General features: G+C 66.0%; 20 protein-coding genes. 9 read left to right on the top strand and 11 right to left on the bottom strand.

Annotated features, from left to right (window positions below; genetic code table 11):
* Positions 1–1,887, top strand: a 1,887-nt coding sequence (locus ACPGXI_RS11700) for an alkaline phosphatase family protein (RefSeq protein WP_526652986.1), incomplete at its 5' end; no start/stop codon positions are given.
* Positions 1,888–1,890: 3 nt separating this feature from the next.
* On the opposite strand, the gene ACPGXI_RS11695 is transcribed toward ACPGXI_RS11700, so the two are convergent.
* Together ACPGXI_RS11695 and ACPGXI_RS11690 are read right to left on the bottom strand one after the other, a co-directional pair.
* Complete coding sequence (locus ACPGXI_RS11695; RefSeq protein WP_526652984.1) at positions 1,891–2,550, bottom strand: VldE C-terminal domain-containing protein; 660 nt, start codon at positions 2,548–2,550, stop codon at positions 1,891–1,893.
* Between the two features lie 113 nt (positions 2,551–2,663).
* Positions 2,664–3,524 carry a hypothetical protein gene (locus tag ACPGXI_RS11690; RefSeq protein ID WP_526652982.1) on the bottom strand — a complete coding sequence of 287 codons (861 nt, stop codon included), beginning with the start codon at positions 3,522–3,524 and terminating at the stop codon, positions 2,664–2,666.
* 221 nt (positions 3,525–3,745) lie between these two features.
* On the opposite strand from ACPGXI_RS11690, the gene ACPGXI_RS11685 reads away from it, so the two are divergent.
* From ACPGXI_RS11685 to ACPGXI_RS11670, 4 genes are all read left to right on the top strand, one after another.
* Positions 3,746–5,995: an NADP-dependent isocitrate dehydrogenase gene (locus ACPGXI_RS11685; RefSeq protein ID WP_526652980.1), complete on the top strand. Its 2,250-nt coding sequence runs from the start codon at positions 3,746–3,748 to the stop codon at positions 5,993–5,995.
* A 127-nt stretch (positions 5,996–6,122) separates the two neighbouring features.
* Positions 6,123–7,241 (top strand): DUF7159 family protein, encoded by a 1,119-nt coding sequence (locus tag ACPGXI_RS11680; protein ID WP_526652978.1) that lies wholly within the window; start codon positions 6,123–6,125, stop codon positions 7,239–7,241.
* Positions 7,242–7,311: 70 nt separating this feature from the next.
* A complete protein-coding gene (locus ACPGXI_RS11675) occupies positions 7,312–8,607 on the top strand; it encodes an acyltransferase family protein (RefSeq protein WP_526652976.1) in 1,296 nt (431 codons plus the stop codon).
* Positions 8,608–8,668: 61 nt separating this feature from the next.
* Positions 8,669–9,316, top strand: a complete 648-nt coding sequence (locus ACPGXI_RS11670; RefSeq protein WP_526652974.1) for a sensor domain-containing protein — start codon at positions 8,669–8,671, stop codon at positions 9,314–9,316.
* 82 nt (positions 9,317–9,398) lie between these two features.
* Here ACPGXI_RS11670 and eat read toward each other — a convergent pair whose 3' ends face one another.
* Positions 9,399–10,838 (bottom strand): ethanolamine permease, encoded by a 1,440-nt coding sequence (eat, locus tag ACPGXI_RS11665; RefSeq protein WP_526652972.1) that lies wholly within the window; start codon positions 10,836–10,838, stop codon positions 9,399–9,401.
* Positions 10,839–10,951: 113 nt separating this feature from the next.
* Between eat and ACPGXI_RS11660 the strand changes: the two genes are divergently transcribed.
* A complete protein-coding gene (locus ACPGXI_RS11660) occupies positions 10,952–11,935 on the top strand; it encodes a DUF7159 family protein (protein ID WP_526652970.1) in 984 nt (327 codons plus the stop codon).
* Positions 11,936–12,029: 94 nt separating this feature from the next.
* On the opposite strand, the gene ACPGXI_RS11655 is transcribed toward ACPGXI_RS11660, so the two are convergent.
* From ACPGXI_RS11655 to ACPGXI_RS11645, 3 genes are all read right to left on the bottom strand, one after another.
* The gene (locus ACPGXI_RS11655; RefSeq protein WP_526652968.1) at positions 12,030–12,662 is read right to left on the bottom strand and encodes a methyltransferase domain-containing protein; all 633 of its coding nucleotides are present in this window, start codon (positions 12,660–12,662) and stop codon (positions 12,030–12,032) included.
* 96 nt (positions 12,663–12,758) lie between these two features.
* Positions 12,759–13,088, bottom strand: a complete 330-nt coding sequence (locus ACPGXI_RS11650; protein WP_526652967.1) for a DUF732 domain-containing protein — start codon at positions 13,086–13,088, stop codon at positions 12,759–12,761.
* A gap of 84 nt (positions 13,089–13,172) precedes the next feature.
* Positions 13,173–13,601, bottom strand: a complete 429-nt coding sequence (locus ACPGXI_RS11645) for an Rv0313 family protein (protein ID WP_526652965.1) — start codon at positions 13,599–13,601, stop codon at positions 13,173–13,175.
* 108 nt (positions 13,602–13,709) lie between these two features.
* Between ACPGXI_RS11645 and ACPGXI_RS11640 the strand changes: the two genes are divergently transcribed.
* Together ACPGXI_RS11640 and ACPGXI_RS11635 are read left to right on the top strand one after the other, a co-directional pair.
* Positions 13,710–14,507: a nuclear transport factor 2 family protein gene (locus ACPGXI_RS11640; protein WP_526652963.1), complete on the top strand. Its 798-nt coding sequence runs from the start codon at positions 13,710–13,712 to the stop codon at positions 14,505–14,507.
* Positions 14,508–14,603: 96 nt separating this feature from the next.
* Positions 14,604–15,164 carry a hypothetical protein gene (locus tag ACPGXI_RS11635; protein ID WP_526652961.1) on the top strand — a complete coding sequence of 187 codons (561 nt, stop codon included), beginning with the start codon at positions 14,604–14,606 and terminating at the stop codon, positions 15,162–15,164.
* Positions 15,165–15,201: 37 nt separating this feature from the next.
* Here ACPGXI_RS11635 and ACPGXI_RS11630 read toward each other — a convergent pair whose 3' ends face one another.
* The 5 genes from ACPGXI_RS11630 to malQ form a co-directional block, all read right to left on the bottom strand.
* Positions 15,202–16,044 carry a hypothetical protein gene (locus ACPGXI_RS11630; protein ID WP_526652959.1) on the bottom strand — a complete coding sequence of 281 codons (843 nt, stop codon included), beginning with the start codon at positions 16,042–16,044 and terminating at the stop codon, positions 15,202–15,204.
* Between the two features lie 78 nt (positions 16,045–16,122).
* Positions 16,123–17,241, bottom strand: a complete 1,119-nt coding sequence (locus ACPGXI_RS11625; RefSeq protein WP_526653018.1) for a PDR/VanB family oxidoreductase — start codon at positions 17,239–17,241, stop codon at positions 16,123–16,125.
* Positions 17,241–18,140 (bottom strand): metal-dependent hydrolase, encoded by a 900-nt coding sequence (locus tag ACPGXI_RS11620; RefSeq protein ID WP_526652957.1) that lies wholly within the window; start codon positions 18,138–18,140, stop codon positions 17,241–17,243. The genes ACPGXI_RS11625 and ACPGXI_RS11620 overlap by 1 nt, the downstream gene beginning before the upstream one ends.
* Positions 18,141–18,252: 112 nt before the next feature.
* Entirely contained in the window at positions 18,253–18,711 is a 459-nt protein-coding gene (locus ACPGXI_RS11615; protein WP_526652955.1) for a hypothetical protein, read from the bottom strand.
* Positions 18,712–18,840: 129 nt separating this feature from the next.
* Positions 18,841–21,069 (bottom strand): 4-alpha-glucanotransferase, encoded by a 2,229-nt coding sequence (gene malQ, locus ACPGXI_RS11610; protein ID WP_526652953.1) that lies wholly within the window; start codon positions 21,067–21,069, stop codon positions 18,841–18,843.
* 168 nt (positions 21,070–21,237) lie between these two features.
* Between malQ and ACPGXI_RS11605 the strand changes: the two genes are divergently transcribed.
* A complete protein-coding gene (locus ACPGXI_RS11605) occupies positions 21,238–22,428 on the top strand; it encodes an MFS transporter (RefSeq protein ID WP_526652951.1) in 1,191 nt (396 codons plus the stop codon).
* Positions 22,429–22,581: the final 153 nt, after the last annotated feature.

Raw genomic sequence — 22,581 nt, 5'->3', positions numbered from 1 at the left:
GCCATAGAAGCGGACATCGACGCGGACTTCGATGCGGATTCTGACGAAGCGGACACCGGACTTCCCGCCGTTGACGACATCGAAGTAGATGGTGACATCGAAGTAGATGGTGATTCAGCCCAGAACTCGCTCAGCGGCGCTGCGCCTGATCGGCGCGGGCCGAGTCGGTCGACAACTACCCAGGCCCCGGATCTCTCAGCCGAAGCCGAGGACTCAGACGACGCGGAGTCCGCAGTGGCAGCCGCCGAACTTTCCGCCGAGGCCGAACCGGCCCCGGCGGAGGTGGTCACCATTGCCGCGGTCGACTCGACGGATGTACTCCCGGCCGCGTCCTCCACTGGCTCGGTATCCACGCCCCCCGTACCGGCACCAACGACCACCCTGGTCAACGTCGAGTCGGCGGTGGTTTCCACGGGGCTGCATCCACCCGCGGCACCTGGCCCTGAAGTGCCCGGACAGGCACCGGTGATGTTGGCGGCGCTGGCCGCGGCCCGAGATGAGTTGGAGCGTAACGCCCGACGCGGCAACGCAAATGCGGTCACCCCATCAGTCCTTTCCGTTGCGGTGGACCCATCACCGAATGTTCTGGTGATCGGTGTGGACGGCACGAATCTCAGCAGGGTGCTGGATGATCCGACCAACGCCAATTTCTTCAAGCTGATCCAGGACGGCACCACGGCACCGTCGAGCATCGCCGGACACACCACCATCTCCGGCCCGTCGTGGTCGTCCATCCTCACCGGTACCTGGGGCGAAACCACCGGCGTGATCAACAATGTCTTCACACCGTGGACCTACGACACCTGGGCGACGGCGTTCAATCAGCTCGAGACGTTCAACCCGGGCATCCAGACGACGTCGATCGCGAACTGGGACGTCATCTCCGCCATCAGCGGCGCCGGCTCGATCCCCGCTGACACCATCATCAACATCTCCCAGGTCCCAGGCGACACCGACTGGTTACTGACTGACGACGCGGTCGGAGACGCTACCGAGGCAGCCATCACTGCCGCCGACTCCGCTGTCCCGAACTTCCTCTTGAGCTACTTCGTCGGGGTCGATGAGAACGGGCACCTGTACGGCGGGGACTCACCGCAGTACGCCGCGGCGATCAACAATTTCGACAGAAACCTGGGCGAGATCCTGCAAGCGGTTGCCGACTGGGAAGCCCTTACCGGGGAACAGTGGACCATCCTGATGACCACCGATCATGGTCACCAGCCGCAGAAGGGTTTCGGTCACGGCTTCCAGTCTCCGGATGAGACATCGACGTTCGTCGTCGCCGAGAACCCGGACCTCTTCGCTGTCGGCGCCATCAATCTGAAGTACCAGATCGTGGATGTCACGCCCACGGTGGTGACCCTCTTCGGGGGCACTCCGGCCGCAGGTTCCGACGGCGTGCCGCTGACAGACCTCAGCGACGGCAATGTATTTCCGGTCAATGACGACGAGGCTCTGCGGGGGTCGCTCCAAGATGCGATCGACATGTACGGCTATCCCGATATCGGCACCCAGCTGTCGCTGGGGCTGCGGACGATCTTCGCCACCGGGCCCTACATCGTGTTCGGGCTCACCAACGATCTGACCGCGGCACTGCAGGAGATTGTCGATCAGGACATCTTCCTGATCAGCCTGCTGGCCAGGCTGGCTATTGCGCCGGTGCAGCTCATCGGTGATCTGGCCTACGTGGCGACCAACACCGGCGCCCAGATCGTCGCTGCGTTGACTGGCGTGACCGGCGCCAGCATCTTCCCGCTGTGGCCACCGGCCCCGCCGTCGTTCCCGTCGACACCGGAGGAAGCAACCGTGCCGGATGCACTCCTGGCCTGCGGGGATGCCGGATCTTCAGACCTGCTGTGGTGCGGCGGGCCCTCTATCGCGGTCTGAGCGTCACTTCTCCATAGATCCGAGGAAGTAGGTTTCATCCCCGGTGGGATATCCGCCGCCGTTGGTGGCGATGTGGACGTGGTCGAAGTGGTTGAGGGTTTCATTTCCGTAATCGGCGGTCCAACTCGGCGCGCCGATGCCCGGGTAGAGGCCCTGCCGCCAGATCACGTGGAGCACTCCCCAACGTCGGGCATTCGCCAGCGCCAGCCCGGCGATCTGGTTACCGAGTTCGATACCTTCGTCGCTGCCGTGGTTCGGGATCATTACGTCGATCGCCAACCCGTTGGGATGCCATGGCAGCGGGTCCTGGCGGAATCCGCCGATGGTGGTGACCTCGGGGAACATCATGCTGATGGCGCGTGCCGCCCAGATCGTCTTGACCTGTAACCCGTCCTCCGGCGTGACGCCGGCCGGCAACGGCAGGTCGAATACCCGCGCATCGATGGGCGCACTGGCCGCCAACAATTCGGCCTGAGTCGGGCTGGCCACGCTCGGGTCCCCGGCCGGAGGCGGGGAGCCCTGACTCGGCGGCGCTTCGGCGGTCCCGTCAGCGCTGCGCGACGGCTCCGCGCCCTGGGCGTGCAGCATGGCGGCAGACACGACGATCGAGACGACGACGGCCAGCCATCTCCCTCGGCCGTTGCCCAACATCTTTCTGCCCACGAACTGCACCTTAGTGTCGCGTGGGGCGCGTGGGGGAACCTTCGCCATCTCGCGAGTCGACTATCGCCGTATCAGTCCTGATCAGGCGCTGGTAAGTGCGCAGATAGACCGCCTCAAAATGGTTGTACGCCCTCGATGGAAACCAGCGCGCCGTGACCTGTCTGATCGTTGGTGAAGCGCATCCCCGACGGGCTCGACACGATCGTCCAGCCCTGGGCCCGGTAGGTCTGGTTGGCCAGCCTCGTGGGTGCGGCTGCCCCGAGGTTGCCGTCGACCCACGAGCCCGTCCCGTCCGAATTGACGCGGACACCGTGGTAAGGCCCACTGCCATCGACGTGCTGCTGCCACTTGGTGCCGTTCGTCTGGCACCCGATGAATGTGGTCTCCACGATGCACTGGGTGTCGCCGCCGGGGTTCTGCACGACGACGTAGCCGTACTGGTTGGCCGGAAGCGTCACGGCGTCACCGGTATCGGGGACCACCGCAGGTAATTCGTCCAGTCCGCGGGCGAAACCCGCGGACTGGTAGGAAACGACATCGAAGCCGAACTTCTCGAGCGGATCAAGGTCGTCGACTTCACCCGAAGGCGTCCAGATCGCCAACGGACGCCCGTCCACAACCGCGTGCGCGACGTGTGCCGACGGAGTCCAGGACAGAACCGAGCCCATCGACGAAGCGGATTCGAAGTGATCGAAGTTGACGATTCCATCCCCGTCCTGCGGCACGCAGGCGCTCCCCGTGACGGTGTGGCGGGTCCCGGAGTGGGTTTCGGTGTCATCGCGGCACACCGCGTCCTGCCACTCCTGGACCGAACCCGATACCTGTGGCGCATCAGCTGCAGCCGCATGTGCCGTCGAGTCGACTGGATCTGGGGCTGAGGTACAGGCGACGGCGGCGAATGCGGCTGACGCGAGCGTGACCCCCAGTGTCGCCGCACCGCGCCACTCGGCGCCGTTCAGCCTGGCCTTTGTCATGGCAGTTCCTCTTCCCGCGGGGACTCCTTTGTTGCCCGGCTGGCGTGAACTTAGCTGCCGGGCACCTCGTGCCCCGGACGACTCGCCGTGGACGCACCTGGCAACTAGCCCGCCACAGAGACCGTCTCGTTGGGTACGCTGCGCCAGAAGGTGCGGTTGGGCGTGATGCTTGCGCGGAGCTCCTTCGAACTTGACCGAAACTGACGCCGGGAGACCAACGAATGAGCGCCGAGCAGCCGACCATCATCTACACGCTGACCGACGAGGCGCCGCTGCTTGCGACCTACGCCTTTCTGCCCATCCTCGGAACGTTCGCCGACGCGGCCGGCATCGATGTCAGGACTAGCGACATCTCGGTGGCGGCGCGAATCCTGGCCGAGTTCAGTGACTTCCTGACCGACGACCAGCGCGTGCCCGACAACCTTGCCGAACTCGGCGCTCTGACCCAACTGCCGGACACCAACATCATCAAGCTGCCGAACATCAGTGCCTCGGTGCCCCAACTCCATGCTGCGATCAAGGAATTGCAGTCCAAGGGCTACAACCTGCCGGACTATCCCGGCGAGCCGAAGACCGACGAGGAACAAGCCATCAAGGAGCGCTACGCCAAGACCCTCGGTAGCGCGGTGAACCCGGTACTGCGGGAAGGCAACTCCGACCGCCGGGCGCCCAAGGCGGTCAAGGAGTACGCACGGAAGCACCCGCACAGCATGGCCCCCTGGTCCCAGGCCTCCCGCACCCATGTGGCGACCATGAAGGAGGGCGACTTCTATCACGGAGAGAAGTCGATGACCCTGGACAAGGCGCGCAAGGTCAAGATGGTTCTGAAGACCGGGCCGGCCGATGGACCCGGTGAGACGCTTGTGCTCAAGCCCGAGGTCTCGCTGGATGCCGGAGACATCATCGACAGCATGTTCATGAGCAAGAGAGCCTTGTGCGACTTCTACGAAGCAGAGATGGAAGACGCCTATAAGACCGGTGTGATGTTCTCGCTGCACGTCAAAGCGACGATGATGAAGGTGTCGCACCCGATCGTCTTCGGCCACGCGGTGAAAGTGTTCTACCGGGAGGCCTTCGCCAAGCACCAGGAGCTGTTCGACGAGCTCGGCGTCAACGTGAACAACGGGCTGTCCGATCTGTACAGCAAGATCGAGTCGCTGCCGAGATCACAACACGAAGAGATCATTCGCGACCTGCACGCCTGCCACGAGCACCGGCCCGAGCTCGCGATGGTGGATTCCGCACGTGGCATTTCCAACTTCCACTCGCCCAGTGATGTCATCGTGGATGCCTCGATGCCCGCGATGATCCGGCTGGGCGGCAAGATGTATGGAGCCGACGGGCGGACCAAAGACACCAAGGCCCTCAATCCGGAGTCCACGTTCTCGCGTATCTACCAGGAGATCATCAACTTCTGTAAGACCCACGGCCAGTTCGACCCGACGACTATGGGCACCGTCCCCAACGTCGGCCTGATGGCGCAGAAGGCCGAGGAGTACGGATCACACGACAAGACTTTCGAGATCCCCGTCGACGGCGTCGCCGACATCGTCGACATCGACACCGGTGAGGTTCTGCTGTCGCAGAACGTCGAGGCGGGCGACATCTGGCGCATGCCGGTCGTCAAGGACGCGCCGATCCGGGACTGGGTGAAGCTGGCCGTCACCCGCGCGCGGCTGTCGGGCATGCCGGTGGTGTTCTGGCTGGATACCGAGCGTCCACACGAGGCCGAGCTGAGAAAGAAGGTCAAGGCCTACCTGTTGGATCACGACACCGAGGGCCTCACCATCCAGGTTATGCCGCAGGTGTGGGCCATGAGGTACACGATCGAACGGGTCATCCGAGGAGAAGACACCATCGCGGCGACCGGCAACATCCTGCGCGACTACCTCACCGACCTGTTCCCGATCCTGGAGTTGGGCACCAGCGCCAAGATGCTGTCGATCGTTCCGTTGATGGCCGGGGGCGGGCTGTATGAGACCGGGGCCGGGGGTTCGGCGCCCAAGCATGTGCATCAGCTCCAAGAGGAGAATCATCTCCGGTGGGATTCCCTCGGTGAGTTCCTCGCGCTGGGTGCCAGCCTGGAGGATCTAGGCAACAAAACCGGTAACGCGCGAGCCACGCTGCTGGCCGAAACACTGGATACCGCCACCGGGAAACTGCTGGACAACGACAAGGGTCCGTCGCGCAAGACCGGTGAGCTCGACAACCGTGGCAGTCAGTACTACCTCGCCATGTATTGGGCGCAGGCACTGGCCGAGCAGACCGAGGACAAGGAACTGGCCGACCACTTCGCCCCGCTGGCCAAGACGCTCTCCGAGAACGAAGACATCATCGTGGCTGAACTCAACGAGGCCCAGGGCAAGGCCGCGGACATCGGCGGCTACTACTACCCCGACAGGGAGAAGACCGAGTCGGTGATGCGCCCCAGCAAGACGCTCAACGAGGCGCTGGCAGCCAGCCGGGCCTGACCGCTACTGGCCGACGATGCCCCAGGTCGGGAACGCGGTGCCTTACTAGCTCTGTGCCCCATGCGTAACATCTGGCGACGACCCGCCGATAAGTGCAGATACCGGTCGTCGTCGTCTGGGAGTTGCTATGCGCTGGGTTCTTGGTCTGTCACTCACCGAGTCAAGCGCCGTGTGGGTGCTGGTCGATACCACCGACGGCAAGATACTGGACGAAGAAATCGTCACGCTCGATTCCCTGCATGAAATTGCCAGGGCAGCGGCGCGCAGCGTTCAAGCCTTTGACATGCGAACCGAGCACGACATCGAGGGCGTTCGGCTGACCTGGAGCGACGACGCTCGCCAGCACGGCATCCGGCTGCGAACCAAGCTGCGGCTGTTCGGATTCGAGACCGTCGAGACGGTGTCTCAAGACGCAGCCCGCGAAGGCCGCAACAAAACCGCCCGCCACCTCGCCCCGCACCTGGTGCTGGCCTACGGAGCGGCGCGGTCAGGTGTCGACGCCCGCGAGGACGCAGGCATGCTGCAGCGACTGACCGCATGGGTGCCCCTACCGGTGGCTACACAGGCGCCGCTGCGGATGGCGACACAGGTGCCCCTTCGGATAGCCGCACGAGTGCCGCTGCGGGTGGCCAGGCAGGTGCCCATGCGGGTGGCAGCCGGGGCGGGTGTGGCCGTGGTCGTAGCGGTGGGTATCGGCCTCTACGCGTTGGTGGGCCCGCCACAGTCTGAGGCGCCCGCGAACTCAGCCGCCGCGAGTGCCCCGCCCCAGTCCGGGCCCGCGATGGGACCGCTGCACACCTCAGCTCCGTCGGCAGTTCTCGCCGCGCCGGACATGGAACCCGCTCCGGCCCCTGCTCCCTCGCGTGTACCCGAACCGGTGGCCGTGGGGCAGTCGTTAATCATGGAGGTCCGGCCCCAGGCCATCGCGGCGCCGGGCTCAGCCATCGAGATCGAGCTGGATTCAACTGTGCCGGAGACGATTCCGGTCCGCGTCGAAGAGCCTACCGCGGCTGTTGCGCACCTGCCTGCCCAGCCGGTCGCGCACCTGCCCGCCACGCCTGGCCCGCCGGTCGCGCACCTGCCCGCCGCGCCTGAGCCGCCGGCCAGCGTGGGAGTTCAGCCGGCAGCCTGGCCCGCCCCCCAGCTGGCCCTGCCTGCCCCCCAGCTGGCTCTGCCCGCCCCGCAGCAGGCCCTGCCTGCGCCGCTGCCGCCGGTGCTGTCGAGCCTCTTCGACGCCTTGCCCTGAACCCGACCGTTCTGCCGAATGTGGTAGTTCTACTCATCCGCGACCGGTCTGAACCGGGCATGCTTGCCGCATGGCACTAATCCCAGCCGGGCGTGACCGCGCCGTTGATGCCGTCCGACTTGCCGCACTGGTGGTTGTCATGTTCGGGCACTGCGCGCTGCTGCTGGCCACCATCGACAGCGGCGGTGTCCGCATCGGCAACCTGATCGGCGCAGTCCCGGCAGTCGCGCCGGTGACCTGGATCGTCCAGGTGATGCCGTTGTTCTTCCTCGCCGGTGGCGCCGCAGGCGCCTACGGGTACCACGCCGGCACCCCGTGGGGCGGGTGGCTGTTCACCCGTGCGCAGCGGTTGTGCCGCCCGGTGTTCTGGTACCTGGCAGCATGGTCGCTCGGCCTGCTGGGCGTGCGGCTGACGTTGGGTGCGGAGTCCGCGGTGGCGCTCGGACGCGAGAGCGTGGCGCTGCTGTGGTTCCTCGGCGTCTACCTCGTCACACTGGCTTTCGTTCCGGCCCTGACCCGGCTGGGCACCGGTCGCGCTGTCGCGATCGTGCTGGCATCCTTGCTCGCCGTCGCCGCGGTGATCGACGCGGCGCGACTCGCCGCCGGAACCGCCGAGGTGGGCGTCCCCAATTTCGTGATCGTCTGGCTGATCCCGGTGACCATCGGGGTGGCCTATGCGCGCCGCCTGATCAGCGCTCACATGGCTCTCGCCATCGCGGTATCGGCGTTCCTTGCGCAGGTGGTACTCGTCGCGGCCGGGCCCTACGGGATCCCCCTCGTCGTCACCGGGTCCGAGCAGTTTTCCAACGTGTCGCCGCCCACACTGGTGCTCGCATTGCACTGCACCTGGATGTCGTGCGCCTTCGTTCTCGGGGCGGGCACGCTCCGGCGATGGGCCGAGCGGCCGCGGGTCTGGCGCGTCGTCGCGGTCGGCAACGGGGGAGCGATGACGTTGTATCTATGGCACATTCCAGCCATCGCGATCGCGGCGTTCGCATTGCACACGGCCGGTTTGGACGCCTACGACGTACACGCCGCCGACTTCTGGGGTCTGCTGGCGCTTCGGGCTTTGGTGTTCGCCATCGTGATGATGATGCTGTTCGGGTTGCTCTCGCCGCTGGAGCACCGTCCGTTGCCGTGGTGGGACGCCCCGGCCGATGCGGCCGGGGCCCGCGCCACCGCTGCCGGTCTCCTCGTCTGCGCCGCCGGTGTCGCGCTGGTACTGATGGCGAAGTTCGGCTTGAGCGGTGCGGCCGGGGCTATAGCCCTTGGCTGCTTCCTCGGGGCCGCGGCGGTTGCGAGGTTCGCTGCGGCGGCGCCGGTCCCACGCCGTGAGCACGCCGAAGTCGTCAGCAGCTTTCGGTAAGGTTGCCGTGCATGCGTGGCGGTGCAGCTGCGGGACACGGGCTCGGGGGGCGGTGATTCCGGTGATACGACACCTGGTGGTCGCAGCATCGGCCGGCGTGGTCCTCGCTCTCGTCGGCGGCTGCACGCGCAACGCGGATGACGCGAGGCCGATGCCGGCTGCAGTGGCGGCCCCGATCCAGGTGCTGCAGGTCGTTGATCTGCTCAGCCCCAAAGTCGCGGGTACAGAAGGCAATCTGTTCGTCACCGCCGAACCCGAGCGCTGCAGCGGTCTGGCGCAAGAGGTGGACCCACCGTTCCTCGACGCCAATCGCCCGTTGGCCACCGACGGCGGACACTGGATCACCGAAGACGCCGCGGTGTTCATCGAGGAGATGGTCGCCGTCTATCGCTTCGACTTCGATCCGGCGGCCGCACTCGATAACGTCCGGCGGGCGGTGGAATCCTGTCGTGACACACCGCTGACGGTTACCACGATGGGGCAGCGCAAGCACGTCTTCGCGGTGCTTCCCGCGACCGGCGACGCCCCGCAGGGCAGCGTCGTGTGGACGCTGCGCTCCGCAGACTGGAACTGTGACAACACCTTCGTCGCCGCGCACAATGCGGCGATCGAGATCACGACGTGCGGGGCCGCCGGCGGGTTCGACGTGGCCGCGCTGGCCGACGACGCGCTGAAACGTATTGACTCGCTGGCCAACACGACTGCTTAGGCGCAGCCCATCGGCAGCACCCCGTATGTCACCCGCGCAAAAATTCGCTACATGGACACGGCACCGCAACTCGCATTGCACCTCAACGCAACTCGTCCTCGGCGGCCGCCAGCGCAGCGAACTCCTCATCGGGGGAGTTGGCCACCAGACGGTGCCGGCTGTACAGCCCGAAGTAGGCCATGAAGGCGGCGAACACGCCCAGACACCAGCCCGCCGCGACGGGATTCACCAGGAACGTTGCAATCACCGCCAGGACCGCGATGACCAAGGCAAACCCGGTGGTGAAGACCCCGCCGGGGGTGCGATAGGGCCGCGGCATGTCCGGTGCGCGCCAACGCAACACGATGTGGCTGACCATCATCAGCACATAACTCAGCGCGGCGCCGAACACTGCCATGTTCAGCAGCAAGTCACCTTGGCCGGTCAGCGACAGCGCGAACCCGATGATGCCGGGCACCACGAGCGCCAGGGTCGGCGCCTTGCGGGAGTTCGTCACCGATAGTGCCGTCGGCAGGTAGCCGGCCCGTGACAGCGCGAACAGCTGCCGCGAGTAGGCATAGATGATCGAGAAGAAGCTCGCGATCAAGCCGGCCAGACCGATGTAGTTGACCACTTTGGCCATCGTGCCCTCGCCCAGCGCTTCGACGAGCGGATTGCCGGACTCTGACATCGCCGCGGCCCCGCCGGCCCCGGTGGCCAGTATCAGCACAGTCGCACAAGTGACCAGCAGGACCACCATTGCGGCGATGATCCCGCGCGGGACGTTTCGTTCCGGGTTCGCTGCCTCCTCGGCGGCAAGCGGGACGCCCTCGATCGCGAGGAAGAACCAGATCGCGAATGGTATGGCCGCCCAGATACCGAGAAACCCGTACGGCAGCCACGCCGAGGCTCCGGCCGCATCGGTCGCGGCGATGTCAGTGAGGTTCGCCGAGTCGAATTGGCCCACTGCGGAAATCGCGAAGACCACCAGGCCGACGAGGGCGATACCGGTGATGACGAACATCACCCTGAGCGCTTCGCCGACCCCGGCCAGGTGGATGCCGATGAAGACGGTGTACACGACAAGATAGATCCACCAGCCATCGGTGATACCGAACAGATTCAGTGACTCGACGTAGGCCCCGATGAAAGTAGCGATGGCGGCCGGAGCGATCGCGTACTCGATCAAGATCGCGGTGCCGGTCGCGAAGCCGCCCCAGGGGCCGAGCGCACGCCGAGAGAACGTGTATCCGCCGCCGGCCGCCGGTAGTGCCGAGGACAGCTCGGCCATGCCGAGCACCAGTGCCAGATACATGCCGGCTATCACCACCGCCGCGATCGCGAGCCCACCGAACCCGCCCTGGGCCAGGCCGAAGTTCCAGCCGGAGTAGTCGCCGGAGATGACATAGCCGACCCCGAGGCCAGCCAGCAGCATCCACCCCGCCGAACCTGTCTTGAGTTGCCGTTTCTGCAGGTAGGCCTCCGATTCTCGATGCTCCTCGACGCCGCGATTGCTGCGGCTGCCAGGACTATCGCTACTCATGACCCGGGAAACCGTTGGAAGGTGTGCATCAGCTCACTATGCCGCACCGGGTTGCGGCAACGTGGTATTCCGGCCCCAAAATAATTGGGGCACAGGGAAATAACCGGGTGGGCATGCCGAGCGTCCCGGGCGCGGACATCGGCACGCGCGGCGACCGCTGTAACGGCGCAGCCACGGCATCCGATACACCGCACACACCGGTTCAGAGTCGGAAGGGGATGGTGGTGCACGCCGTACTCGGGCTATCACTGAAATCGAATGACGTCGCCTGGGTGCTCCTGCACGCCGACGACGGCACCGTTCTCGACTATGACGCCCTGGAGTTACCCGCAGACGCCGGGATTGCCGGAGTCGCCGCGCGTAGCGCTCAGTCCATCGCGAGGGCCGCTGGATTCGAGGTCGACCGGGTGCACCTCACGTGGGCCGATGATATGGCCAAGGATGGCTTGGGGCTGCGGCCGCGGCTGCGCAACCTCGGCTTCGGCCAGGTGGAAACCATTTCGATGGAGCGTGCCACAGCAGCAGCGGCCGAGTCGGCGGCAGCCGCCATTACGCCGCGGGCGGCATTGGCCTACGGCGCCGCGCGAGCCGTCGTCACTGCGTCGGCACAGCTGGGTCCCGCGTCGCCGCACACCGCACCTTCGGCGCAGCAGATACCCGTACAGAGCCGGAATCGGCGCGGGCGAATCCTGTCGGCTGCGATCGGTGCCGCCGCCGCGGCAGTTGTCGGTGTGCTGAGCCTGTCCGCCGGCGCTGCGCCGCAACCCGAGCCTCCCGCGCCGATGGCGGAAAAGCCCGAATTGTCCGACGCGGGCTGGGCGACGGTTCCCTCGCCATCCGACGCGGCCACTACCTCGGTGCGCAAAGTGGTCGCTGCCCCGGCCCGTTCCGAGCCTCAAGCAGCCGCCGCTCCGGTGCAGACCGACGCCCCCGCGCGCGTCGTCGCGACAGCCGCGCCGGAACCGGCTCCGGCCGGCTCACCGCACCTGACCGGAGCTTCACCTGCGGCAGGACCCGTTTCAGCGCTGGCCGATCCCGCCACGGCGCCGGGACCCGACATGGAAGAACTCATGACTGCGCTCAGCGCGTTGCCTTGACCGCGCGCGGTCGACGCGAAGCGCCTCCATCTCAGGTTGCCCACGCCCCTGATTAACCGTTGGGTCTACCCAGTTGGCGGAGAGGACCGTCCGGTCATTCTTTGATACCTACGGTGATGAGGTCGGACAGCAGTCGCGTCCAGACCGGCCGGCGTACGCGGCGCTGGTCGTGCAGTGCGAAGCCGGCGTCGGTGAACAGCGTGCGCATCGCAGCGGGCGACGGGCTGTGAACCGGGTTGAACCGACTGGCCGACAACCAATGCAGCGGAAGAGGTTGATAGGGAGAGAATGTCGCTACGGCGGCCAGCCCTCCGGTGGCGAGCACGCGGTGAAACTCACGCAGTGCGGCGGGCTGGTTGAAGAAGTGGAACGCCGAGGTCGTCACCACAGCGTCGAGAGTCTCATCCTCGAAGGGCAACTGCTCGGCGGGCGCGGTCAACCACCGCACCTCATGTGATCGACGTCTCGCCTGAGCCAGCATGCCTTCGGAGAAGTCGACGCCGTAGACCTCGTCGGCACCAACCTCGCGCGCAATGCGGCTTGCGAGAATTCCTGTACCACAGGCGATATCAGCTGCACGTCGGGCTCCGTGCGCCTTGAGCAGCGAGATCATCTCATCCTGGGCGGGGCGATACACCCACTGCTGAAGAGTCTCGGCATCGTAGGCCGGCGCGGCCAGGCTCCAGAAGCGCGTGATCGCCGGGTTGAAAGCCCTACGGGAGTCCATCAGATGGCGGTCTTTTGTGAGTTGGCGGCGCGCCCGACCTCGGGCGACTTGCTGTTGTAGTCGATCATCGGGGGTCAACTCTAAGCGGTGGCTGCACTACTGCGTCACGCCATCCAAGATCGGTAGTTCGCCGGGGCAGTACGTGCGCAAGGCAGCGGCCAGAAACTGCCACGCCTGCGCGGTTGTGGAGTCTTTGACCAGGTTGGTATGGATGAAGTTCGCCGACTCAAAGGCGTTGTTGTCGACGTTCTTGTCGAGCCGTTTGCAGGTGATCTTGCCGATCCAGGCGTTGTAGTCCCGCTGCCCGTAGATGCCGTAGGTGTGCAACTCCTCGGCGAACGCAGTGTCTGGGTCAGCGGCCGCAGGTGCTGCGAACACCAGCGCAACTGCCGTCGCGGCGATACCGATCAACGCCCGCTGTTTCAATGGTCCCACTCCTTCGGGGAAGCTATCGCTTCACTGTGTTCGGGAAAGCTATCGCATCACGGTGTCGGTGGGGTCGCTATCGCTTCACGGTGTCGGCGGGGTCTGCGTGTCCGTGTCGTCAGTGGACTCCGGCCCGTCGAGCACGCTGACGGCGATTCCGTACGGCAAGAACCTGACCCGCCGGGTCGAGTCGGTGTTGTTCTTGTTCGCCCGCAACGCATCCAATTCGGTGGGGTAGACGTGCTCGATCTGGGCACCGCCGTCGTCGTCAACGGTGTAGATGACCCAGACCCCATCGCCGGTCTCGCCGGCTGTCTCCGGCTGCGCGCGGGTCCGGGCGCCCCCGGCGAAGTCATCGAACAGTGCGGACCAGCCGGAACGCTCTCCGGAGGTGTTCATGAACTTGCCCAGACCGTCCAGCGCGTCGCGCAGGCCCTCGCCGGCCTCGCGGACAACTCGGTCGAAGTCCTCGGGCTCGAAGCCAAATGGCCCGCCAGATGAACTGTTGCTCATGATGGTCCCTCCTTCACGGCCGCGCCCTCAGCACAGCGGATAGTGTCCAGTGTGCCTGCATCAGCAGGTCTAGTCGACTGTCACCGGGCTGAAATGGTAGGCATCCATATGTCCATGACACGAACGGACCTGCTGGCCACCGCCAAACGGTCCCTGGCAGCGGCCGGATCGCACGATCGTGACGGCTGGATCGGTCTGTTCACCGCCGACGGCCGCGTGGAGGATCCGGTGGGATCCCAGCCGCACCGGGGGCACCCGGCAATCGGACAGTTCTATGACACGTTCATCGGGCCGCGTGCCGTCACCTACCGTCCGCACATGGACATCGTCCTCGGCGCCACAGTGGTGCGCGACCTCGAACTCGAGATCCAGATGACGTCGTCCTTGTCCATGCAGGTGCCCACCTACATCCGTTACGACCTGCGGTCCGACGGTGACGAGCTGCGAATCGCCGCACTGTCGGCCTACTGGGAGTTGCCGAGGATGATCGGGCAGTTCCTGCGCGGCGGGCTCGGTGCCGCACCCGCCGGAATCGCGCTGGGCAGAACCATGCTCAACAATCAGGGGCTCTCGGCCAGCCTGGGCTTTCTCAGCGGATTCCGTGGGTTCGGAACCGGCGGCAAGGGCCTCTTCGCACGTTTTCTGGATGAATCGTGCGGCGGGGACGAGATCGGCGTCCGCCGGCTGGCAGCCGACATCCCGATCACCCTCGGCGACAGCGAGTCCCTGACCACCACCGACTTGGTCAAGCAGCTCTCCGGAGGGACTTGGGACAAGCTCATCCGGTCGGGGCGTGCGGTCGCGGCTCGGGTTCAACGCGGAGGCTCCCACAGCGTGATCATCGGGGATCTCGCTGCCGACCGGGTGGCCATATCCCGGATACGGCTGTTCGCCGAAATTCGGTGACCCTGTCCGTTCAAGCGGGTGTGGCGGCGGCCGCCAGGCACCGATTCGGCCACGTTGCCACCAACGGCGCCCCCGGCATGAGAACGTAAGACCACCATGGAACCTGACTACATCACCTACCAGGAATTCGGCCGTCGGTTCTTCGAGATCGCAGTGACCGAGGACCGGGTGGGCGCCGCGGTCGCCACGATCGCCGGTGACGCTTTCCAACTGGGCCCCATCGCCCAGGGCCCCGGAAAGATCGCCAAGGTGACCGCCAAAGTGCGGATTCTGGAACCCAGGGTGAGCCGCCAGAACGGAGAGGCGATCACCTTCTCCATCCTCATCCCGTTGGAAATCGACATGGTCGTGGACCTGCGGATCGACAGGCCGAAGTTCATGGTCTTCGGCGAGATAGCGCTGCGCGCCACCGCGAAGGCTGCCGAACCGCTGTTGCTGATCCTCGACGTCGCGAAACCGCGGGCCTCCGACATCACCATCCACGTCACGTCCAAATCGCTACGCGCCGAGGTGGTTCGCATCGTCGGCGGCGTGGATTCCGAGATCAGGCGATTTATCGCTGCGCATGTCGCCGGTGAGATCAACAGCCCGCAGTCAGAGCAGGCGAAGATCATCGATGTCGCAGAGCGCCTCGACGAGGCCTGGACGGGCGTCTGAGGCCCGGTCCGGCCGACACCGGCGTCCGTTGGGCCGGTTATCGGAGACGGCCGAGCCTGGACAAATTGAGCACAACGCCCGAAACGCTGAGTTGGGTGATGATGTCCTCCAACCGTTTACGGGGCAGTTCGGTGCGCAATTCCGGCAGCGTCCCCGTCAGCCGCACCACACCGGGGCTGAACTCAATGCCGGTCAACCGCAACCCGTGGGTGAACTCGGGCAGGCGAACCCGATAGGCGGGAGTCCGCGCCGGCAGCCGCCAGCGTGATTCGCCGATCCTCACCCCTCGCGGGGTCAGCCAAAGTGCCGAGCCGTCCAGTTCGGCCGCCACTTCGATCTGACCCAGCCTTGGACGGCGGGCCATCCGGAGCCGCGCTACGCCGTCGGCTCCGATCTCCCCGCGCAGCCGCGGCGCCACCGAGCGGAACAGGTCGTCGAGCGCCTTGGCCGAGAACTCCAACGTTAGATCCACCGGCGCAGCCACCAGCACCGGGGGCGAGGTGGGCTTCATGTGCACGTTGTGCAACACCACGGTCGCATGGTCGAAAAAGCTTGTTCCCCAGTGGATATTGTGGCCGACCAGGGTGACGTCGTTGAGCTGGCCGATCGACAGACCCCGCACATCCAGCCGCGAGTCGAACTCCGTCACGGTCATGGTCAGATCGCCATCGTCGAGACGCACGGTGAGCCTGCGCCCCACCACCAACCTGCGCAACGTCATGAACAGCGTGCGGTAAGCGGCCGCGGCGCCACCGTTGACCGGCGCCATGGCCGTCGCCGACCACGCCGAGGTGAGCATGTCGAGCGGCCGGAACGGATCGAACCGGCGTATTGGTCGGATCTGATCGCGGTAGCCGACCGGTTTCGGTGGACGGGCCATGATGAGAACCATCCTTGCATGCGGCCGGCTTCGGCAACCGATTCATGGCCGTCGAGTTACCGGCGCAGCCGAAGATCGCTATAGATCCACAGTCAGCCCGGATCCCCTCGCAGCCCGGGAGACACACGTCAGCATCATTCCTGCGGCGCGTTCGGGTTCAGTCAGCAACGTGTCGCGATGCTCGACCTGCCCGGCGAGCACCCGCGTGCGGCAGGTGCCGCAGAACCCCTGCTGACATGAGTAGGGGGCGTTCACGCCGGCCCGGCGAAGTGCGCTGAGCAGCGTCTCCTCGGAGCCCACACTGACTTCTTCCCCGTTGGACTTCACGGTGGCCTGGAATGCCCGGCCGTCCACGACGGGTGCTGCGGCGAATCGTTCGAAGTGCAGTTCTACGTCGTCGCGGCCGACCAATGCCGAACGGATCGCTGTCAGCATCGGGGCGGGCCCGCACGCGTACACGGCTTCACCTGCTGCGCAATCACCGATCAACTCTGTCGCCGTGGGTAGTCCGAACCTGTCGTCGGTGCGGATCTCGACGTCGGCCCCGAGCGCAGCGACCTCGTCGACGAACGGCAGGCTCTCGAGGGTACGGCCCGTGTACACCATCGACCATTCGACCTGCAGGCGGCGGGCCAGATCGAGCATCGGAAGGATCGGCGTGATGCCGATGCCGCCGGCGATGAACCGGAACCTCCGCGCCGGGGATCCGTGGCCGGGCACAGTGAGCGGAAACGCGTTGCGCGGGCCGTGGGTGCGTACGGTCGCTCCCACCGCTAGCCCGTCGTGGATCTCGATGGACCCGCCGCCCCCGTCGGGAATGCGGCGAACCGCGATGCGGTACCGGTCCGACGATCCCGGATCGCCACATAGCGAGTACTGCCTGACCAAGCCGCTGGGCAGATGGATGTCGAGGTGGGCGCCGGGATACCACCTGGGCAACGCGCCGCCGCTTGCGGGCGCGAGCGTCAGCTCGATCACATCCTGATCCCGGGCTACGACGCGCCGTCGTTCGACGGTCAGTGCAATCGTGCTGTCGCCGCCGCCCGGCGCCGGGATCCTGCGCACCGCGGCCGAGACGTTCAGCATTCCGGAGATGGCCGCATTGGCGATGCTCAGCGTCGGGTCATGACGGATGCGGCCGGTAGTGCTCGACGGCGTCTCCTGGTAAATCTCCTGGTAGCGCCCTAACAACCGCATCACATGTGGGCCGCGCGCGCCGCCGGAGAGGCCGCGAGGTATGCGACGGCCTGGGCTGTTGAACCCAGCTTTTCGGGGGAGTAACCGGGGCGAAAGTACGCCAGCGTGTTCGATCCGAACAACCGGCTGTAGCGGGGGATCAGGCCGAGCCGGGCATCGCGCATTCGCATCCGATTGAACGTCCACCAGTTCGCGCTGACGGACGGATCGTTCTTGACCAGGTACCACGCGGCCCGCTGAAAGAACACGAACAACATGCCGGCCGCCGTGTTCATGGCGCTGACTCGGGCGAAATAGCTGTCATGGAAGTAGACGGCGACATCGTGGGCCACGCTTCGATGCTCGACCTCTTCGCTGCCGTGCCAACGGAACAGGTCAACCAGCGTCGGATCGGCACCGTGGTCGTCCCATGCGCAGTTGAGGGCGAAATCGCCCATCACAGCCGTGTAGTGCTCGATCGCGGCGATCAGCCACAGTCGGTCGCACAGGTGGTTCATGCGGCGCGCCGGGTCGGTGGTGTTCGGCGGTGCGAGCACCTTGTCGAACACGTGTTCGACCTGTTCGACGATCGGGGCGGGGTCGACGCCGTGATCGATCATGTAGGTATGCAGAACTTTGTCGTGCACATCGGCGTGAGTGGCCTCCTGGCCGATGAACCCGCGCATGTCTTCAGCCAATTTTGTATCTTTGACCAGCGGCAACGCCTCGTTGAAGGTCTCTACGAACCAACGTTCCCCGGCCGGTAGAACGATGTTGAGGACGCTGACGACGTGGGAGGCCACCGGATGGCCCGGGATCCAGTGCAACGGACTGTCCGCCACGTCGAAGTGCACTTTGCGGGCCTGGATCTGTACCGGTCCAGGGTCGATCTCGTCATCGAAACGGCGCGGTCGCAACATCTGCGGGTTCCTATTCGTCGCGAGTACTTCATCGTGAATACCTGGATTCTACGACGAACAGGCGAAGTACGTGGGAACGCAGGTCCCAGATAGTTATTACGTGTTGTGCCGGTTAGGCAGGTGGGGGAGGCGTGCCCGGCCCCAGTGGGGGCGCACCCCCTCCCGGGGGCGGCGTGCCTGCTCCCGGGGCGCCGGCGATAGGCACCAGCGGCGTCGGGGTGACCGTCGTGACCCCGTTAGCGCCGATAGTGGGGCCACCGCGGGGACCCATGGCCTCGACTTCGTCGGCGGCCGCCTGAGTGCAGTCCAGCGTCAGGAGCATGCGGCCCCCGCTGGTCAATTTCTGCTTGTCAACCAGGCATGCGGACTGTGACAGGACGCTGCCGGTCGATCCGCCGAAATAGGCATTGATCCCCTGGCTCTTGAGGATCGCCAGCGCCCGGCCGTACTGCTCTCCGGTGACGTTGTACGGCGATTCCTGCGCAGGCTGGGAGATCGCGACGCCGGCGCCGACCAGTGCTGCCGTTCCGGCCACGACGAATCCGCCGCTGAGCACAACAAGCCTTCTCACGTCAGCAATCTCCTCGCCTCGGGGTGAGCTGCGAACATATCGCAGCGGTGTCAAATGTGAAACCGCTGCAGAAGCGCCCAGTGTTACATCCAGCGCGTGACGATGGCCGGCAGCGCGGGGGCTTGGCCCTTACACCGGGGGCTTGACCGCGGCGCGCATGGCTTCACACAGTCCGGCGGCGCGCGGATCGGAAAACACCTCCTCGAGCAGCACTCGCCGGCCCCGCGGATCGCCAAGCGGGATCCGCCAGTTCGGGTACTCGTCGGTGGTCCCGGGTTGGTTCTGGGTGCGCACCTCACCGACGGCGTCGGCCAGCGACAGCGTCAGCAGGCGCGACGGCGTCCGTCCCAAGTAACGGTGCAGAGCCAGAACCACCGCATCGACGTCCTCAACGTCCCCAAAGTCCCCGGCGGCCCCAGCGTCCCCGACGTCCAGGCCATCGCTGTCGTCAAGCAGCCCGACCCGGCGCAGCTCGGACATCCAGGCTTGCTGTTGCACCCGGTCGCTGGCCAGTTCCTCGTCGGCCGGGCGCGTCAAAAGCCCGAGCGCATCACGCAACCGGACGTGTTCTCCGGCGAGATAACCCGCGGTGGGAGGCAGATCATGGGTTGTCACGGCGGACAGACAGGACTCCCGCCACCGTTCGGCCGGCAGCGGCCCGCCGGTGCCGTCGCGATCCATCTCGAACCACAGGATCGAGGTGCCGAACACGCCGCGATCGCGCAAGTAGTCCCGAACCCACGGTTCCACCGTCCCGAGATCCTCGCCGACAACGACCGCGCCCGCGCGGTGCGCCTCCAGCGCCACAATGCCGATCATCGCCTCGTGGTTGTAGCGAATGTAGGTGCCGGCGGTAGGAGGGGCTCCCTTCGGTATCCACCACAACCGGAACAATCCGATGACGTGATCGATGCGGACCCCGCCCGAGTGCCGCAGTATCGCTCTGACCAGCGCTCGGAATGGCTCGTAAGCCGCCTCGGCGAGCCGATCGGGTCGCCAGGGCGGCTGCGACCAGTCCTGTCCGAGTTGGTTGAACTCGTCCGGCGGCGCACCCGCGGAGACGCCGAGCGCCAGAACATCCTGCAATGCCCACGCGTCCGCTCCGTCGGGATCCACCCCGACCGCGAGGTCATGCATGATGCCCAGCTCCATGCCCGCCTGCACTGCGCTGGCCTGCGCGGCTGTCAACTGGTCGTCGATAAGCCACTGCAGCCAGCGGTGAAAGTCCACGGTCGAGGCGTACTCCTCGACGAACTCCGCCACCGCTTCGGATCGTGGGTGCTGAAGCTCCTCCGGCCACTGGTGCCAGTCGCCGCCGTACTGTTCGGCCAGCGCGCACCACGTGGCGAAGTCCTCCAGACTGCTGCCCTCCCGATCCAGAAATGCCTGGTAACCGATCTCACGGCCGGCAGAGAGTTCGACCAGATAGATACTTTCCAGCGCCTCACGTTTGGCTTTCCACGCGCGGTCGCGGTCGATCTCTTCGTTGCGGTCGGCGCGCACCTGCACCTGAGCCTGCGCCCTGCGGATGCGGCCCCGGTGCCGAACGTAGGCGAACTCGGGAATCGCCTCCACTCGCAGGTACATCGGATTGACGAAGCGGCGCGATGTCGGCAGGTACGGGGATGGCTCCATCGGCGAGGTGGGCGCGGCCGCGTGTAGGGGGTTGACCAACACGAACCCGGCGCCGTGGCGGGCGGCCGACCAGACAGCCAAGTCGGTGAGATCAGTCAAGTCACCGACGCCCCATGAGCTTTCGGAACGAACACTGTAAAGCTGGGTCGCCAGCCCCCAGGCGCGGCCCGAGCCGAGGCGAGCAGGCGGCTCCAGAGATGCCGGTGACACGATGACCGTGGTGTCGACATCGGGAGAAGCGCTGTCCGAAGATCCGACTTGCAAGTGCAGCCGGTGGTATCCGACAGGTAGGTCAGCGGGCAGTTCGAAGCTCGCCTCCCCGACCAGTGAGCCGTCAAGATCGAAAGGGGCTCTGTTGTTTTCGAGCTGCCGCAGGCCCGTACGGACGCTGCCGTCCTCCATCCGCAACCAGAGTCTCGCCGGATCGCCATGGGTGACGTGCACCCAGAACGGGGTGGTGGCGCCGACGCGACCGACGATCACCGGGGGTAGCGCTCGGGTCCAGTGATCGCGGTTCTTGGCGGCGATCGCCGAGACGCGATCCTCTTCGGTCCCAGCACAGACACCCAATGCGCCGAGCGCCGCAGTGAGCGTGGAAGCCCCGACCTTCACCGATCGGCCGGTCCAGTCCGCGTATTCGGTCGCCACTCCGTAGCGATGCGCGAGCTCGATCAGCGATGCAGGCAGGTCGGCGTCCGCGGAATCATCTGGGGCTGTAGGCATACTGCTGATCTTGCCCGTTCAGTCGACATCGCGGTGTACCGATAGTCTCGCGCGGGTAGTCTGGCGCGGGCCGACGTGCGGCGACCGTGCGGTCAGCCGTGAGGATGACGCGGTTGCGGGAATCGCGTGACGCCGATCCGCTGAATCCCTTCGGTAGGGTCGCAGCCCATGGCGCCCGAACCGCTCGAGGGCGACGGGGCGCGCGATCGGCGGGCTCGCATTGCGGTCGCCGCGCTGTTCCTGGCCAATGGCGCCCTATTCGCCAACCTGCTACCCAGGTATCCGGAGATAAAAACGGATCTGGCCATGTCCAACGCCGGCTACGGACTTGCGGTGGCGTCGTTCTCAGCTGGGGCACTGCTGGCCGGGCTGACCGCGGCGATGTTGATCCGGCAGTTTCAGTCGGCACGCGTGGCTGTGGTCAGCACGGTGGCACTCGCCGTGTTCATCCTGATCGCCGGCCTGGCGACGTCGCCGATTCTCTTCGCCGCGGCCCTGGTCGTCGCCGGTGCCTGCGATGCAATCACCGACGTCGCGCAGAATGCCAACGGCCTTCGGTTGCAACGCAGTTACGGCCGTTCCATCATCAACTCCCTGCACGCGGTTTGGGCTGTCGGTGCGATCTGCGGCGGCCTGATGGGTGCGGCCGCGATCGCGCTGCACATTCCCCGCGGGGTGCATCTGGGCGTCTCGGGGACCTTGTTCTGTGCCGTGGTGGCCATCGCCTATCCGCATCTGCTGCGCGGCCCCGAGCACGCTGACCACCCATCTGTACATAACGCGGGCCGGCTCGAGGTCAGTGCAGCGGTCTACCTGTCACTGCTTGCTCTGGTGGGTATCGCAATCGCCGGCGCAGCGGTCGAGGACGCCGGAAGTTCCTGGGCCACATTGTATCTGCGCGACAGCCTGGGAGCTCCCGGCCCGGTGGCCGTGATGGGTTACGTCTCGCTGGTCGGTTTCATGTTCGTCGGACGACTGATCGGCGACAGGCTCGTTGATCGGTTTGGCGAGCGTGCCGTAGCGCGCGCGGGTGGCCTGATCGCAGCGGTGGGCATGGGGACGGCACTGGCGTTCCCCACCGTGCCGGGCACCATCGCCGGATTCGGGGCCGCCGGGCTGGGCGTGGCCACGGTTGTGCCCGCGGCGATGCGAGCCGCCGACGAATTGCCCGGACTTCGCGCGGGCACCGGCCTGACGGCGTTGACCTGGCTGATGCGCGTGGGGTTCCTCGGCGCGCCCCTGATCGTCGGTGTGGTCGCCGACGCCACCAGCCTGCGGGTCGGGCTTCTGGTCGTCCCGATCGCCGGTCTCGCGCTGATGGTGCTCGCCGGTGCGCTCGGCGCGCGACAGCGACGTTGAGTCCGATTCGAGCGGGTGAAAACGCCGCCGGCCTAGGTTGAGATCGAAGTTATCCCCAAGTCGGTTTTTGTCCACAGCCTGGGCTCTGGTGGCGATCCTTGGACCTTGATCGCACATTTGTTCGATACCTTGGGTTCATGGGTCAGTTCCTCA

The sequence above is a fragment of the Mycobacterium sp. genome (assembly GCF_049608025.1).
Taxonomy (GTDB): Bacteria; Actinomycetota; Actinomycetes; order Mycobacteriales; family Mycobacteriaceae; genus Mycobacterium.
This window is presented reverse-complemented; position numbering and strand designations above follow the sequence as displayed.